General features: G+C 44.2%; 8 protein-coding genes. 3 read left to right on the forward strand and 5 right to left on the reverse strand.

The window, feature by feature from the left end; genetic code table 11:
* Positions 1–13 precede the first annotated feature (13 nt).
* Positions 14–4,822 (forward strand): NAD-glutamate dehydrogenase, encoded by a 4,809-nt coding sequence (locus AB8P72_RS06485; protein WP_306495836.1) that lies wholly within the window; start codon positions 14–16, stop codon positions 4,820–4,822.
* Positions 4,823–4,948: 126 nt separating this feature from the next.
* Here the strand turns inward: AB8P72_RS06485 and AB8P72_RS06490 are convergent, their stop codons facing one another.
* The 3 genes from AB8P72_RS06490 to AB8P72_RS06500 form a co-directional block, all read right to left on the reverse strand.
* A complete protein-coding gene (locus AB8P72_RS06490; protein ID WP_313206077.1) occupies positions 4,949–6,016 on the reverse strand; it encodes a WG repeat-containing protein in 1,068 nt (355 codons plus the stop codon).
* 30 nt (positions 6,017–6,046) lie between these two features.
* Positions 6,047–10,057 carry an SbcC/MukB-like Walker B domain-containing protein gene (locus tag AB8P72_RS06495; protein ID WP_369958245.1) on the reverse strand — a complete coding sequence of 1,337 codons (4,011 nt, stop codon included), beginning with the start codon at positions 10,055–10,057 and terminating at the stop codon, positions 6,047–6,049.
* A 79-nt stretch (positions 10,058–10,136) separates the two neighbouring features.
* On the reverse strand, positions 10,137–11,654 hold the full coding sequence (locus tag AB8P72_RS06500) for an exonuclease SbcCD subunit D C-terminal domain-containing protein (RefSeq protein ID WP_369958246.1): 1,518 nt from the start codon (positions 11,652–11,654) through the stop codon (positions 10,137–10,139).
* 810 nt (positions 11,655–12,464) lie between these two features.
* Here AB8P72_RS06500 and AB8P72_RS06505 point away from each other — a divergent pair.
* Positions 12,465–14,450, forward strand: coding sequence for a protein-L-isoaspartate(D-aspartate) O-methyltransferase (locus AB8P72_RS06505; RefSeq protein ID WP_198327801.1), 1,986 nt, complete (start codon positions 12,465–12,467; stop codon positions 14,448–14,450).
* Positions 14,451–14,465: 15 nt separating this feature from the next.
* Positions 14,466–15,470 (forward strand): phosphatase PAP2 family protein, encoded by a 1,005-nt coding sequence (locus AB8P72_RS06510; protein ID WP_198327800.1) that lies wholly within the window; start codon positions 14,466–14,468, stop codon positions 15,468–15,470.
* Between the two features lie 144 nt (positions 15,471–15,614).
* Here AB8P72_RS06510 and AB8P72_RS06515 read toward each other — a convergent pair whose 3' ends face one another.
* Entirely contained in the window at positions 15,615–15,818 is a 204-nt protein-coding gene (locus AB8P72_RS06515) for a CsbD family protein (protein WP_198327862.1), read from the reverse strand.
* Between the two features lie 369 nt (positions 15,819–16,187).
* Complete coding sequence (locus AB8P72_RS06520; protein WP_198327799.1) at positions 16,188–17,399, reverse strand: glycosyl transferase; 1,212 nt, start codon at positions 17,397–17,399, stop codon at positions 16,188–16,190.
* Positions 17,400–17,492: the final 93 nt, after the last annotated feature.

Below are 17,492 nucleotides of genomic sequence, written 5' to 3' on the forward strand. Positions count from 1 at the left end.
AAGGACAATGGATATGCCTCACAACTTAAATATCGCAAAAGAGCGGATCAGCCAGATAAGCGATATTGCCACCAGTTATGTACAAAAAGACAAATCGCTATTTGACCATTTTATTCATAGCTATTATCAGACGTTGCATCAAGAAGTGGCGAAAGATATCAGTAATATGGATTTGGCTGGTATGGCGCTGCATCATTTCACCTTGCTCAAAGCTTATGACGGCAGTCAGCCGCAGCTTGCTATTTTAAACCCCATCGCAGAAGAGCAGCATTTTCATAGCTCGCATACGGTTATACAAATAGTCGCTTACGACAGACCATTTTTGGTCGATACCATTTTAATGAGCTTGGAAGCAGAAGGTATCGACGTCCATCGTACTTATAATATTATTATTGGCGTCGAGCGCGATGAAAATGGCGATATCACTCATGTCGAAAGTGCGCATGAAAGCGACACCTCAAAAATGTCTTTGATTCATTGCGAAATCGCTTATCAAAACAATGACGAGTTGGCGGCATTAAAGCAGATGCTGCTGGCAAAAATCGATACCCTTGATATCGTCGTTGATGACTGGCAGCAGATACGCGGCAAGCTGACCGATATAAAAGCGGAGCTGGCTGGTCAAAATCTACCCGAAGTGTATTATTCGCCGCAAGAAATTCAAGCGTTTTTGGATTGGGTATTAGACGAGCATTTTATCTTTTTAGGCTATCGCGAGTACCGCTTAGAAAATGATGACAATTTAGACTTATTTGCCATTGGTAATAGTGGGCTTGGCCTGTTGCGCGGCGGAAGTGAGGATACGCTCTCAAAAAGCTTTGATGAGTTGCCTCATAATCTAAAAAAGTTATTAACCGAGCCACGCGTATTGATGTTGTCTAAATCAAGCCGTGTGTCACCCGTTCATCGCCCGGTATACATGGATTTTTTAGGCATTCATAAGTTTGATGACCATGGCAAGCTGATTGGCGAATATCGCTTTATCGGTCTATTTACCGCGCAAGCCTATCAGCTAAGCGTACAACAGATTCCGCTGCTACGTGAAAAAGCCAATAAAATCATGGCGATGGCGGATTTACCACGTGATGGTCATGCGTATCATAAAATGATGCATGTGATTAACTCTTTACCGCGCGATGATTTGTTTCAAGCCAGCGTTGAAGAGTTATATCCTATCGTCTCTGGTATTAGCCAATTGCAAGATAAAAAAAGCTTGCGCTTATTTAGCCGAGTCGATCATTATCAGCGCTTTGTATCCTGCTTGGTCTATATTCCACGTGATAAATTCAATACCGAGCTGCGTATTAAAGTACAAAACGTCTTAAAAGACGCTTACGGCGGTACGTCATCTGGCTTTACCACGGAATTTAACGAATCAGAACACGCCCGCGTCCACGTCCATGTGCGTACGATACCGGGTCAAGTGAATGACGTGGATACGGCGGCGCTACAGGATAAGCTGTCGGCTCTCATGCAATCATGGCGCGATAATTATCAAAAAATGCTGCTCGATAATGTCGGCGAGCAGCAAGCAAATGCCTTAATGCGCCGCTTCTTAAGCTATATTCCAGCAGCCTATCAAGAACGCTTTGATGCGCGGACGGCGGTCGAAGATACCAAACGTCTGGCGAGTTTAAATGACGAGCAGCCAATGATTTGGCATTTATATAAGTCAACGGGCGGCGCCAGCAATCAGCTGCACCTAAAACTATATGGTCGCCAAAACCCTGTGATTCTCTCAAAAGTCTTGCCGGTACTAGAAAACTTTGGCGTATCGGTCATTTCTGCCCAAACCTATGAGTTCGATTTACCAGAGCAGCCGATTTGGATGCAAGAGTATGAGCTGGTATTGGAACATGTTGACACCATCGATATGCAAGTGGTACGCGCGCAGTTTGAAGATAGCCTTAAGCAAATATGGGCAGGGCGCGTTGAGAGTGATTCCTTTAATGAGCTGGTATTAACCACCAAACTCGATACGTACGATGTGGTGGTACTGCGTGCCTTATCGCGTTATATGATGCAAGCAAAAGCGCCGTTCTCTAGTGCTTATATTCAGCAAACCGTGGTAAAAAATAGTGCCATTAGCATTGCCTTAAGCGAGCTATTCGATGCGCGCATGAATCCTAAATACAGTGAAGAGGAGCGCGCCAGCAAAACCAGTCAAACTCGAGAGCAAATCAACAGCGCCTTGGCTGGTGTCAGTAGTTTAGATGAAGATCGTATCCTGCGTTGGTATTTAGATTTGATTAATGCCATGGTGCGTACCAACTTCTATCAAAGAGAAGCAGATGGTCAACGTAAAGACCGTTTATCGTTTAAGTTTTTGGCGGCAGATATTCCAAACTTACCCAAACCTAAGCCTATGTTTGAGATATTTGTTTATTCACCGCGCGTTGAAGCGGTGCATTTACGCGGCGGTAAAGTCGCTCGCGGCGGGCTGCGCTGGTCGGACCGTATGGAAGATTTCCGTACCGAAGTACTTGGTCTAGTCAAAGCGCAAATGGTCAAAAACGCGGTCATTGTCCCGGTTGGCTCCAAAGGCGGTTTTATCGTCAAGACCAAAACCATGGCTGATGGCCGTGAAGCTTTCCAAGCAGAGGGCATCGCCTGTTATCAAGCGTTCCTGCGCGGTATGCTGGATGTGACCGACAATATTGTCGATGGCAAAATTGTCCCGCCAGCCAATACGGTGCGTCACGACGAAGATGACCCGTACTTAGTCGTTGCTGCTGATAAAGGTACCGCTACCTTCTCAGATATCGCCAATGCCTTATCAAGCGAGTATAACTTTTGGCTCGATGATGCCTTTGCTTCAGGCGGCTCGGTCGGTTATGACCATAAAGCCATGGGTATCACCGCTCGCGGTGGTTGGGAGTCGGTCAAGCGCCACTTCCGTATGCGCGGTATGGACATTCAAAACCGTGATGATTTCACCGTTGTTGGTATTGGCGATATGAGTGGCGACGTTTTTGGTAACGGCATGCTCAGATCCACACATACTAAGTTGGTCGCAGCCTTTAACCATCTACATATCTTTATCGATCCAAACCCAGATACCGCCGCGTCTTATACCGAGCGTGAGCGTTTATTTAATCTGCCGCGTTCAACGTGGGACGACTATGAAAAATCGCTCATCAGCCAAGGTGGTGGCGTGTTCTCACGTCAAGATAAAACCATTGTTATTAGCCCTGAGATGAAAGCATTATTTGATATCAGTGAAGATAGCCTTGCACCCAACGAGTTAATCAGCGCGCTGCTAAAATCGCCAGTTGATTTGATTTGGAATGGCGGTATCGGAACTTACGTGAAAAGCGCCAATGAAAGTCATGCCGATGTTGGTGACCGCGCCAATGATGCCGTGCGCGTCAACGGTGGTGAGCTGCGGGCGGCGGTCGTTGGCGAAGGCGGTAACTTAGGCTTTACCCAGCAAGGGCGTATCGAATACGCACAAACGGGCGGGCGCATTTATACCGATGCCATTGACAACTCAGGCGGCGTCAACTGCTCGGATCATGAAGTCAATATTAAGATTTTACTGGGTAAAGTGGTTGAGCAAGGCGACATGACGCTCAAGCAGCGTAATGAGCTGTTAGAGTCTATGACCGATACGGTCGCTGAATTGGTACTGCGCCAAAACTATCTACAACCACAGGCGCTTGAGCTCAGCCATCTACGCGCGGCGGCAAATTTAAGTGACCATCAACGCTTTATTCAAATGTTAGAAAGCGAAGGACGTCTTGATCGCGCCATTGAATATCTGCCATCGGATGAAGAGATTGCCAAGCGTCAAAAAGCGGGCACAGGTCTCACCAATCCAGAGCTGGCAGTTGTGATGGCTTACGGCAAAATGTGGGTGTACGATAATTTGTTGGCGTCAGATTTGCCTGATGCGCCGTATTTCGTTAATGAGCTGCGCCAATACTTCCCTGATGAGCTGGCAGCAAACTTCTTTGATGAGATGAAAGAACATCGCCTGCACCGTGAAATCATCAGTACTTATTTGACCAATAGCATCGTCAACCGTTTGGGTATCGAAGCCTTATTCCGTTTATTTGAGGAAACGGGGCAAACGCTTGCTACGATTGCGCGCGGCTATGCGATTGCTCGTGATGTCTTCCATGTATCAAAAGCTTGGGAAAAACTTGAGTCACTAGACAATCAAGTCGATGCCACCTTGCTACTTGAGCTTGAGCTACGTTTGCGTGATGCGCTTGAAAATGGCGTAGTGTGGTTTATCAATGCCTTTGGTCAGGATTTACAAGTTGCCGATATGATCGAGCGCTTTGAAGACAGTGTGGAAAAATTGACCAAAGCAGGCGGTTTTATCGAGCAGCAATTCTCAGAGTATTTGCAAGAAGACATCACAAGCTTAACGGAAGACGAGCTGTCTGCGGATGACGCGGCGATGTTCGCGATGTTGCCGTACCATGTCGATGCGCTAGATGCCGCGCTGTTGGCTGAGCAGTATGAACGCCCAGTCGATGAGATTGCCACTTTATACTTTGAGGCCTATCACGTTTTACAGCTAGATTGGATGATGGACAATATCGCCACCTTACCGCAGCAAGACCACTGGGATCGCCGTGCGCGTCATGCCCTTGTCAACGAAGTTTCGCGCAGTCTGCGTATGCTGATGGATACTTTATTAAAGCAGCCTGATGCCAAACAAGCCTTTAATGACTGGAAATCTCGTCATGAAAGTCAGCTTGATTCCATCACCGCTGAGATGCAAAAAATTGATAGCAATGATGAAAGTGATATTAGTTTATCAACGTTATCGGTATTGATGAGTGAGCTTAGTGGGCTGGTAAGTAAGTAATAAGCTAAAAAATAAGCCAGATAGCAAATTACAGAAAATCCAGACTATATGTTTATAGAAAAAAATCACCGTTATGAGTTAACGGTGATTTTTTGTTTTTCAATAATAAAAAGAAAACTAAAAAGGCTAATTTAAGGTTATAAAGGTATTTAAACGGCGCATTTTGCCGTCTTTTTCAACCCAGACTTTCTCACCATCGTCACGATAGCTAGCAAATTGAGGTGTTAGTATCACATCACCTTTATCATTCATAATGCCAAACTTGCCCGCTTGCTTATAAGTATAAAGCTGATGGTATAGCAGCTTTCTGATGGGGGCGTCTGATGCGAGGATTAACTTACCATTGGCATCGATAATCTGCGCGCTAACAATCTCGTCTTGGATATCTTCGCTCATGCCTGTAGCGGTGCTACCATCGACTAACGTACTGCGCAAAAATAGCGGCGGCTTAGCAGAAGTATTAAACGCTTCGATATGTTGATGGGCGGCAAACGGAATGATGACTTGGTTATGTTGGTCAATGAGTGCTGTCTCGTCGTTTAAGCTCACTTGCAAATATAAAAGCTGACCTGTACAAGCATTTAACGGATGAATCGCCTTATACTTTGGCATGATTGCCCAGTAGCCTTTATCATCAAGCAGTCCTGTGCGCCCTTGATTGCTAGTTATTTTAAAATAATCTTGGTCATGATCAGAATCGTAGTGCGCATGCTCGATAGGTGCCGTAGTTAGTGGAAAAATCCAATCACCATGACGATTGATAATACCTTGTCTGGTTGTCGCATCTGATGATTTGACGCTGACAATAAAGCTGGTTGCGATATCCGGCTCGGTTTGAATAGCGTCATATTCAAAAGGGACAATAATCTTGCCAGCAGCATTGATAACGCCGTATTTACTATCCTGCTTAGCAAGCACATAGCTGTCCATCACGATATAAGCATCGGACAAATTATCCATGACAACATGACCACTTAGGTCTTGCAGCTGCTGCGACCCGTCAGCTTGTTCGATCAACTTGCCAGCAAACGGCGTATTATTTTCAATACGCTCAAAGTAGCTACTGGGTAAAGTTCCGGCGCAATTAATCGTCGCCTGCGCAGACGTCAAACTTAAAGTAAAAGCAGTAATGGTAAATATAAAAGCAGTAAGCAAACGCGCATTAATATAAATAATTTTAAATAGAGTATGCATAAATGTGCCACCTTAAAATTACTTTAGCCATTAACTGGCAATATGATAACAGCCTTGTCCAGTGATTTTACTAAAGCCACCTGAGAGCTTAGTGACTTGAATTTGGGTCAAAATACGCTCTTTTAGCGCCTGCACGTGCGAGATGACGCCAATCAATTTGCCTTCTTGCTGTAAGCTGGTCAAGGTATCGAGGGCGATATCCAGTGATTCCTCATCAAGGGTGCCAAAGCCTTCGTCCAAAAATAACGAATCGACGCGAATATTATGACTGGCCATCTGCGACAGTCCGAGCGCTAATGCTAGGCTGATAATAAAGCCTTCACCGCCAGAGAGATTTTTAGTGCTGCGTCTCTCGCCACCTTGATAGTTGTCAATGACATTGAGCTCGAGCGGACTATTGTCGTCACGCGCCAGCAAATAGCGATCGCTCATTTTATGCAGTTGGGCATTGGCATGGGTCACCATGATATCAAAGGTCAGACCTTGGGCAAAGGTACGATACTTTTTGCCACTGCTTGAGCCTATCAGTTCATTGAGCTGTCGCCAGACTTGCAAGGTGTCTTTTTGATGAGCAATGGCTTGGCGCTGAGCCTGCTGGTTGCCTTTTTTCTCTTCATTGTCTTTGAGCTGTTGGCTCATGGCGCCGATTGCTTCAATCAAGCGCTGCAATTCATTTTGTGCCAATTGCTGCTGCTCAGCCAGCGACTCTCTATCTTCAGTGGTTAAAGGGTTGGCTTTTTTCTCCGCCAGTGCTTGCAAGGTTTGAGTCAATAGGGATTGCGCTTGCTTGAGCGTATCGTTGATTTGCTGCTGCTGCTCGGTTAAGTGATGACGCTCGGCAGCTGGCAGGCGCGCGCGCATGAATTCTGCTTCATCGCTAAAGTCAGAGCTGGCGAGCGCGGTTTTAAAAATATCTTCTTGCGTCGTCAGAGCAGTGCTAGCGGTCGTTAATTGCTCGGCAAGCAACTGCTGCTGTCGTTGTAATTGTTTGAGAGTGAGCTCAGCACTATCTAACTGCCGCTGCGCTACTGCTTGTTCGCTATGCGCCTGTTCAAGGACAGTGCGTAACCTTGCTTCTTCTGCATCAGGATTGATATTCATGTTGCTATTATCAACACCAATGTTCGGCACGTTATCTGCAAAAATATTGTCTGCAAAAATATCACGCCGCTCAGTGGTTAATTGTGCCAGTGTCTCGGTTTTCGCAATAATTGCTTGCAGCAAATCATCAAGCTCAACCTTTTGTTTATCCAACTGGGCTTGCTTGGTTTCGATTTGCACGGTAATGCTGCTAAGCGCAGTGATTAGGTTTTGTTGGGCATTTTTATAAGCAGTAAACTGCTGCTTTAATTGCACCAAACTACTACGCTGCTGACGCAGCGTATCAAGGTGAACCTCATAGTCAGCTTTATTTAGCATAACTTGCTGGTCAATACTCGCTAGCAGCGGCTGTAAAGCAGCAGGTTTGGTAACGGCATCTAGCTCATACTTGCCCGCAAGATATTTATTTAATATCGCCAATATAGCGTCTTTAAGCTGCGTTAATTCGGCAAAATTCGTCGAGATTTTTTTCTCGATAGCATCCAAAGCCAGCGTGCTTATTTGACTATTGCTCTTAATCTCATGAATATCAGTGGCAAGCTGATACTGCTGCTTTTCAAACGTCTCAATGGTTTTATTCGTTTTAGCAAGCTCATCGCTTAGTGCTTCATGTTGTGTAAGCGTGTCTTTTAAAGACTGCTTGCGCTTACTGAGTTGGTCTTTAATCGTCTCTAGCAATAACAAACCATCTTTTATTAAGCGCTCTTTTATCAGTGTGCAATCTGTTGAGTCGTCAGCTATTTGTTCACTCAACAAATCCATATCTATGCCAATTTGGCCAAGCTGAGTCATGCTTTCAGTCACGGCGTTAGAATAGGTTTTAGCCAAAAGCGGCTGTATTAAGTCATTGCTGTCCGCGCCCAGTTTTTTTATCTGCTCATAGAGTGGGGTTTTTTGCTTGTGCAACTGCTTAATCTGATTTTGTGTGGTGGCATATTCAATACGCTGCTTGGAGATGGTTTGTTCTAGCGTATTTATCGTCGTATCCAGCTCGCTTATTTGCTGCTGCGTTTGAGCCACTTCGGATGGCTCTTTGTTCAATACAGGATGATGGGCGCCATAAGGATGCTCGCGCGCACCGCAAAGCGGGCAAGGATCGCCCTCTTTTAGTTGGGTAATATAACGCTCTAAACTGGCAACCTGTTGCCATGAATCGAGCAGCTTTTGCTTATCTTGACGTCGGTCTTTGGCGTCTGCCATAAGCGCTTCGTTGTCAGTAATGCTCGCCGCCAGTTTGGTCAAGGTAACATTAATGGTCGGCAGGACAGTGTTTATCTTATTGATTTGGCTAGCAAGCGCTTCAATTTGCTGTGCCTTAGAGCTCACTTGCTCTATCTGGCTGTGCGTGTGCTCAATCTGCTCTTGCTCATCACGTATAGCAGCCAATGACTGCGTTTGGGTTAATGCTGCCTGCTGTTTTTGCAAAGTGGCTAGCGCTTCACGCGCTTTGGCAATCAAAGCGTTGGTCGCATCTTGCTGCTGCTGACATTGATCAAGATTGGTTTGATATTGGATTGATTGCTGATGATGAGCAATTTTTTCGTTTGCCAAAGCGGCATTATCTTGCAGCAGCGCTTTTAAGCGGCTGCCATGACTATCAAAATTTGCCGCATCGGTATCTATATCGTGCAAAGCGGCGGCGTTAATCAAATATTTTTCTATCGTTGCTAACTGGGCCTTGTCCTGATTGAATTGGACGGTATGATTTTCTATCTCTTGGCGTAAGCCTTGCGTATTGGTCGCCAGGCGTTGTTTTCTTTGCTGCTGATCGTCTAACACCTGCATTTGCTGGGCGATTGCCCCATCGAGCTTACGAGCGTGAGCAATTTTTGGTAACGTGATTTGCAGCTCGTCATAGGCGCTCTGCGTATCAGTGTCAGCTGCTTTTAGCGCATTCACCGCGTGCGCAAGGCGCTCTTGTTGCTGCGGCAGCTGATGATTTAGTGCCTGCTGATCATTTTGCAAACGTTTAACGTCATTACGATTATAGGCAAGTTGACTGTATTGGCTGTCAATCTCCAAGGCTTTATTGGCGGCGTTAAGACGCTTAGCGTCAGGAGCGAAATCTGCCTGCGCTTGCTTGGCAACCGTAACCTCGTTTTGATGATTATCGACGTTTTTTTCTAATTCTGCCACCGTATCGAGCCAATTGATTTGCGCTTGCAGACGTTGATACTGTTGTTGCTGCTGGGTTTGCGCGGTTTGATGCAAGGTTAATTTTTCCTTAATCAGCGCTTCTTCATCGGCGTCTAACAAAGTTAAACCCTCTAAGCCAAACTGTAGTTTATTTAAAATTTCTTCTTCCGCGCGTTTTTTTTCAAAAACATGGGTCGATATCGTCGCGTAGATATCTGTACCCGTGATTTTTTCTAAGATATCGGCGCGCTCATCGGCCTTAGCCTTTAAAAACGCGGAAAAACTGCCCTGCGCCAGTAAGATTGAACGCGTGAACTGCTGAAAATCCATTCGTGTCAGCTCAACAATTTTTTCTTTGGTGCGTGAGAGTTTGCTTTCTAGTATTTCATCGCCTTTAAGCTTGTCATCTTTGCTATCGGCATTACTGTCATCGTCAGTTTTGGGCGTTACCAAAGCAATCTCATGGGTGGCATCTTGCAAGTTACCATCCGCCTTGCCATAAGCGCGGCGCTGCCCCCAGCGGCAGCGATATTGCGTGCCATTTAAATCAATGACCACTTCCGCGAAACACTCTGCCGTTTGCCGCGTCATGACCTCGTTGCTACTTTTACTGATGTTATTGATCCGCGGCGTCTCACCATATAGCGCCAGACAAATCGCATCCAAAATCGTGGTCTTGCCAGCGCCGGTCTGTCCAGTAATGGCAAATATGCCTTCATTGATAAACGCGGAATCAGCGAAATCGATATGCCATTCGCCCTTTAAAGAGTTTAAGTTTTTGAGTCGCAGTTCGATTAGGCGCATGTGTCGGTCTTTGTCGTTTGAATGGATGGTTGTGATTGGGCTTTGGAACTTATGTTTTGATGCCGCGCTCATTGCTCATTTATTCAGCTTGAACGTCATCATGGTAGATATTATGGAGTATCTGCTGATAGGCGCTGCGTAATGAGGCTTTTTGGGTATCGGCAATGCCATTGATTTCTAAGCATTTATCAAACACATCAAGCTCATTTAAATCTTGTAAGGTTACAGAAGATTGCTGCTGATTGAGGACTTTATTGTAGGTGCGCGTATTTTTGATTTTTAACACTTCGCAAGTGAAACCCTCGATCATGGCATTCACTTCTTCACGCAGCTCATTGACGATTTCATCACCGTCATAAATCACTTCTAGCCAAATAGACTCTGAGGGCTTTAATGATTTTATCGTAGCAGCGATGGCGGTCAAATCGCCCGTTATCTGCGCCAGTTTTTGAAAGCAAGGAATCGGCAGCGAGATTACCTGCATTTGCCGTGACTCATCATGATGCAGTCGTTGGGAAGTTAAATCAGACGTTGTAAAAGTAGAATCAAGCTGCATCGCCTTTGACTGAGTAAAGGGTTTTTCATCGACGTTAATTGCGGCGCTTTCTTCTTGCTCAACAAAAGCAAATAAATCATCCATAAATTCAGGCGTTTGAATGGCTGCTTTTTTCGCGACTTTTTTAACCTTACTTGTAGTATTGGCAGGCTGAAGAATAGTACTTTCATCAGATAAAGATTTTTCTACTTCGCCAAACTCTACCAATAACACTTGTTTTTGCTGCTTTGCTTCGCCAAAACCCATGGCGATAGGCGAGCCTGAATAGCGGATATGCTCACAGCCGCCGACGCGTTGCGGCACATGTAAATGCCCCAGTGCCACATAATCAAAGCACTCATCAAACATATCAGCGGAGATTTGACCGAGCGAGCCAACATAAAGATCGCGCACGCCATCATCTTCTGTAGTTTTACTACCTGCGGCGAATAAATGTCCCGTCGCAATAATAGGAATATGGCGCTGATGAGCGTCGCTTAAATGCTCCTGTCTTGCTTTGGCAATGCTAGCCACTTCATCATAATGCGCTCGAATACCCTTGATAACATTGGTATCTTTGCTATCCGCTGACTCGCCAGCATGGCTACCACGCACATCGCGGTCGCGCAGATAGGGTACAGCGGCGATAATACAATGCGGTGTGCCATCAATCGCGTCTAAAACCAACACTTCATCATTTAAATCGTCACAAGCAGTACCGATGACATGGACATTTAGAAACTTTAAGACTTGACTGGGGGCATCTAAAAAAGTCGGGGAGTCGTGGTTGCCCGCGACGATGACTATATGCTCGCAGCACAATTTTGATACTTTACCTAAAAACTCATAATACAGCGCTTGGGCTCTGTTACTTGGGGTCATGGTGTCAAAGATATCACCGGCTACGATAAGTACGTCCACTTTTTGCGCGCTAATGGTCTCTTGTAGCCAACTTAAAAAGGCTTCAAATTCCTCATAACGCATGCGCCCATAAAGTCTGCGTCCCAAATGCCAGTCGGAGGTATGAAGAATAGTAAGCGGTTTAATAGCAAATGCAGGCATAAGTGAACTTAATAATGGTTAAAAGACTGCGATTATTCTAGCAAGAATTGCTGTGGTTTGCTTTGCTTATAAACTTGTGATTGATTCACTGTGAAAAAGACGGAAAGACTTATTCAGCATTGATGAGTAAATTGAACTTTGGTCAGTAAAATGCTCATCAAATGCAAGAAAATGGGTATCGGTGATGTCATAAGAGTAAGAGTTAAAAAAGTCTAGCGGTCTATTATTAGTAGTTCCATTATACCAGTCTGTTTTAAGTGGTCTGTTAATAGGTTTTAAGGGTGAAATTACTGGTTCCGTTGGGGTATACCTTAAACATATGTAATTCAAAATAAATATATTACGTTAACCCTACACAGAATAGATACAATCACATTGAATTAGATAATCATTAGCCGTAGCCTAAATAATATTTGGCTTAATAATTGTTAAACTCTATTGGCAAACTACGTGTTTTTTAATAAACGAATTGTAGGTTTACCCCACTCTCAACTTATTTTTCTAAGGTATTGGTTTACTTAGTTTTTAAAATTTCAGTTAAAACAATTAAAATTTTAAATTCTATAAAAATCAAAGGCCTACGATAAGTTGAGATTGGCGTAGGTTTATAGAATAAATACAGGGTATTAATTTTAAAAAGATTACAAGCAAGTTAAAAATTATTGATGTTATTTTTAAAAACCTCCAGCTAAAATTGAATTTTCTTCAGGTAGATATTTTTTTATCTACTTTGTTTAGGACTGACGATATCTAGAATCTTGCAACTTTTAGATTATTGAAACCTCCAAAATGAAAATCAAGGAAATCATCATGGATAACTTTAAAGCTCGCAGACAGCAGATGATAGATGACCAGCTCGTAGCGCGGGGTCTACATGATCAAACGGTACTGGATGCACTAGGTAGCGTGCCGCGTGAAAAATTTATACCTGCCGATCTTATCGATTCTGCTTATAGGGATGCCCCTTTACCTATTGAAGAGAGTCAGACCATCTCGCAGCCTTATATTGTGGCCTTAATGACAGCCGCGCTTGAGCTGCAATCAGGTGACCGCGTGCTTGAGGTTGGGACAGGATCAGGCTATGCCGCCGCCGTGCTTGGGGAGATTTGCGATACTGTCTATACGATTGAGCGCCACAAGGCATTGGCCGATACAGCGAAGGCCAAACTCAACGCGCTGGGGTATACCAATATTCAAGTCAAACACGGCGATGGGACGCTTGGCTGGGCGGACAAAGCACCTTTTGATGCCATCATCGTTGCCGCAGGAGCGCCTGAGGTTCCGCAGACGCTTAAAGAGCAGTTAGCGATTGGTGGGCGATTGGTCATTCCTGTCGGTGCCTCCTTAAAATCACAAAAGCTGCTTCGCTTTCGGCGCGTCAGTCAAGAGGACTATCAAACAGAGGATTTAGGCGGCGTTCGTTTTGTCCCCTTAATTGGCGCGGCAGGTTGGCACGATAAAAGCAGTAAAGAAAAAAGCGAGGACACGTCAAAGGCGTCAACTTTGCCTGAATTGATTGGTCAAGCAAGTGAGTCTTTTGCCAGTATCGATGAGGTCAATCTAGACAATCTTTTAGAGCGTATCGGCGATAGCCGTGTGGTGCTGCTGGGCGAGGCGTCACATGGCACTGCTGAATTTTATGATATGCGGGCAAAAATCACCAAAGCGCTTATCGAGAAAAAGGGCTTTACCATTGTTACCGCTGAAGCGGACTGGCCGGATGCGGCGCACATCAATCGTTATATTCGTGGGCAAGAGCAAGATGCGCGGCGTCAACATAAACCGTTTTCTAGATTCCCGACTTGGATGTGGGCCAATCAGTCTATGCTCACATTTACCCATTGGCTTCATGACTATAATAAAGGCAAATCTACTGAGCAAAAAGTAGGGTTTTATGGTTTGGATTTATACAGCTTATACGGCTCTATCGAAAGCGTCTTGAGCTATTTACAAGACGTGGATCCTAAGACGGCAGACATTGCCCGCGAGCGTTATGGCTGTTTGATGCCTTGGGCGGATGAGCCTTCTTTATACGGCCGTGCTGTGATTACTCAGCAACATAGGGACTGCGAGACCGAGGTACTCAAAAACCTGCAAGATTTACTCAAGAAGCGTTTAGAGTACGCTGCCGCCAATGAAGAGCAGTTTTTTGATGCCAAACAAAACGCTAGGCTGATCGTCGATGCCGAACGCTATTACCGAACCATGTATTACGCGACAGACAGCTCATGGAATCAGCGCGATCAGCACATGATGGACACCTTACAGGCGGTGCTTGACTTTAAAGGGTCTGAATCAAAGGCGGTCGTTTGGGCGCACAATTCCCACATCGGCGATGCTCGAGCCACCCAAATGAGCGCTCGCGGCGAGCTAAATATAGGTCAATTGGCACGGCAAAAATTTGGCGACAAAGTCTACAACATCGGCTTTGGCACCGATCATGGTACGGTGGCTGCAGCTTCTGACTGGGATGGTGCGATGGAGATAAAAAAAGTTCAGCACGCGCGACCAGACAGTTATGAGCGCCTCTTTCACGATGCGCCCGCTGATAACTTACTTTTACCGCTGCGATATCCTTTAGATGATGAGGTGCGTAAAAAGCTACTTCCAGAGCGACTTGAGCGCGCGATCGGCGTCATTTATAGACCCCAGACTGAGCGACAAAGTCATTATTTTTATGCCTCTTTGCCGGCGCAGTTTGATGAGTATATCTGGTTTGATGAATCGCGCGCGGTTGAGGCGTTAAGTAAAGAGAGGGAAGAAGGTGAGCTCGATATCTTCTCGTTTGGATTATAAGCACTAGGGTGAACAATGACATCATTTATACCAGAAAACCAGCCATTATTCGTCTTAACTGGTCTGATTTTTCTGGTCATCATTGTTTTGTTGTTATGGCAGTACGTGGCTATCCGCTATGGCCAGAGTCTTTTTACACAAGTGACTCGTTATGTGGCGCGGACTCATCGAGATTTTGCACAAAACCAACGTTTCATACAATTTAAAGACAAGTATCCCAAGTCTTATAGAATACTGTCTCAGCAGTTTGATGTACAGCATTTCTATCGTCTACCTTTGACACTGTTATGCGTGATGATGGCCTGCATATTAGTGTTATTTATAACGCTAATCAACGCTGTGGCCTTACCAAATCCTGTTGGGGCTGTCGTAATGATAGATCATTTTTTATCAGCGCGAATAAGTTTGCGACCAGATTCTGATAGTGTCGGTTTTTTTGTGCTGATAACCAGCTTTGCGTCTACTCCTATCTATGTTTTGGTGGTTCTGCTTGCTGCGCTGAGCTGCTGGGTAAGGCAGCAACGCTATATCATAGTAGGGTTATTGATTGCTACTTTAAGCAGTACTACCGTGACTTATTTGCTAAAACATGTATTGGAGCGCGAGCGTCCTGATAATAGCTTGCTTGCCGTACAAACTTTTTCATTTCCAAGTGGTCATGCGACGACTGCTATGGCGTTATATGGCTTTATCGCTTACCTGCTAATTCGATTTAACCAAAATTTTGCGCAAAAAATTCGTATAACGACCATAGCCATACTTTTTATCCTATTGATCGGCTTGAGCAGAGTGGTACTGAACCAGCATTATTTAAGCGATGTACTGGGCGGCTATCTTGTAGGTGCGTTTTGGTTGACGCTTGGCATTAGTATTACGGAGTGGTTAAGCGCTAAAGATAAGATCGTATGGAAAGTCGAGTGGTCAACTTCTCATGTATACATAATCTGGCTGAGCGGGTTAGGCGTATTTATTAGTACGTTGATTTACGCAAAAATCTATCAACTTCCAATGTTATCTTAACCATTGTAGTAAGCTACTATGAAGTATCGACACAAATAGCACACTGATAAAGGATCAAGTCCTAATTAGATTGACTAAAAAAGCCCGTGACCATAGCCACGGGCTTGTTGCGTTTTAAGGGTATAACTATTAAAGACACTATAATCAATAGTTATTTTGGTTACGCCAGTTGTCTACATCACGTTCAGCATCTTCTTTTGATTGACCATAACGCTCTTGGACACGACCGACTAATTTATCGCGGTCACCTTCGATATGGGTGAGATCGTCATCTGTTAAATCTGCCCATTTTTGTTTTACTGAACCTTTGAGCTGGTTCCATTCGCCTTTTAGTGTCTGGTTATTCATATCATTATCCATTTTTTGATTGTTTTTGTACTGTTCATCCATACTTTTTTCGTTCACATTTTGATTGTCCATTATGGTTTTCCTTTTCCATTTATGAGTGGTTGAGTCAACGCATCTATACCAAGACTAAGCTCATCCATCTTTTATTTTTTTTATTTATAAATAAGCTATCAGCAATTATTAAACTTCAAGCTGACATATCTAATATAGAGAGACTCAATTGGGCTGTCTGTATAACGAATGTTTAAAGTGTTGCTGAACTATTGTTAAGTCCGCTGATTTGTTATGACGGTATAAGTTATGATTTTAATTAGACCGTTACTATCAGCAGCTTAATGAATCACTTATTCCGAACTGGGATTATAACCATCATTTTGACTCCTCTTTTACCATCGCTCTAAATCTATCGGAAAAGCCAGGTAAAACGGAACGCACTGTAATCCATGGAGAGAGGGATGTCACACCCATTGGATCCTCACAAAATTCAGCTGCAGCTTCTTTGATAGCCTCTTCAAAAGCTTCGACTGCCCTTATCTCATTTTGGCGGTTGTACTCAAGGGCATTTATCTTACTGAGTGTATTGTACTTTGAAATTTCAATACGCGACTGCTGGTAGTATGAAGCAAGGAGTGTTTTAAAAGAGGCTTCTGAAAAAACCACTCCCTCTTGAGCTAAAATTCTAAAAAGAGTTTTAGCTATATCGTTTGCCATCTTGTAAATGCCACCACCTTCACTTTTTGAGCCTAAGTCTTGATGTTTATGCTCATAACTCTCCATGATTTCTGTTTGACAGATACGACGGTTTGAGGTGTTGTTATAAACTTCTGAGAGTGTTGAAACCTCAAGCCCCCAAGTAGGAGAAATCGCAATACCACGACCAAGAGAGCGGATAAATGCGAACTCTCCAGAGAGGGCATAACGAAAACTCTGCATATACTCCAAGTACTGGTTTGAGCCAAAAGTGATCTTGAGGGCTTTTATGAGTGGTGTATAAAAAAGACGGGTCACACGACCGTGGAGCTTGTTTGTAACGCGAGAGTAATAGCCTTTGTTAAACTCAAAATCAAGTCCGGGGTGTACTATGGGGTAAAAAAGCCGTGCAACAAGCGCTCGTGAGTAGTTTACTATGTCACAATCATGCAGGGCAAAAGCATAGTTATCTTGATCTGTGAGACCATAACCTATCATCGTCCAGACATTACGACCTTTTCCTGGAGTGTCTAAACCAGGAAAACCCTCATCTGTAAGCTCTTTATATATCTTTTTTACGTTTGGACCATCATTCCAAAGTACCTCAACACTACACTCCAAAATGCTCATACGTTTCTTTACTTCTAAAAACTGCTCCTCAGTTGCACCATCGAGTCCAAGTATAATTTTATAGAGATACTTCACGTTTTTAAGCTCATCAATAATAGTCTGCATCGCTGGCGTTTCAAACTCTGAGTAGAGAGCGGGAAGCAAAAGCACCATGTTTCTGCGTTTTGAAAAGTGCAACAACTCTTCTTCTATGCTTTCTAAGGAGCGATTTCCCACATTTTGTAGTGTTGTTATAACGCCGTTTTGGAAAAAATCTGACATCTTATTCTCCCTTTTGATGTTATCTCATATAACTATGATCAGTTGAAAATAAGACGGTTATATAAATTTAAACGCGCTACTAGCACAAATTTT

The sequence above is a fragment of the Psychrobacter sp. CLB018 genome, assembly GCF_041222815.1.
GTDB classification, from domain to species: domain Bacteria; phylum Pseudomonadota; class Gammaproteobacteria; order Pseudomonadales; family Moraxellaceae; genus Psychrobacter; species Psychrobacter faecalis.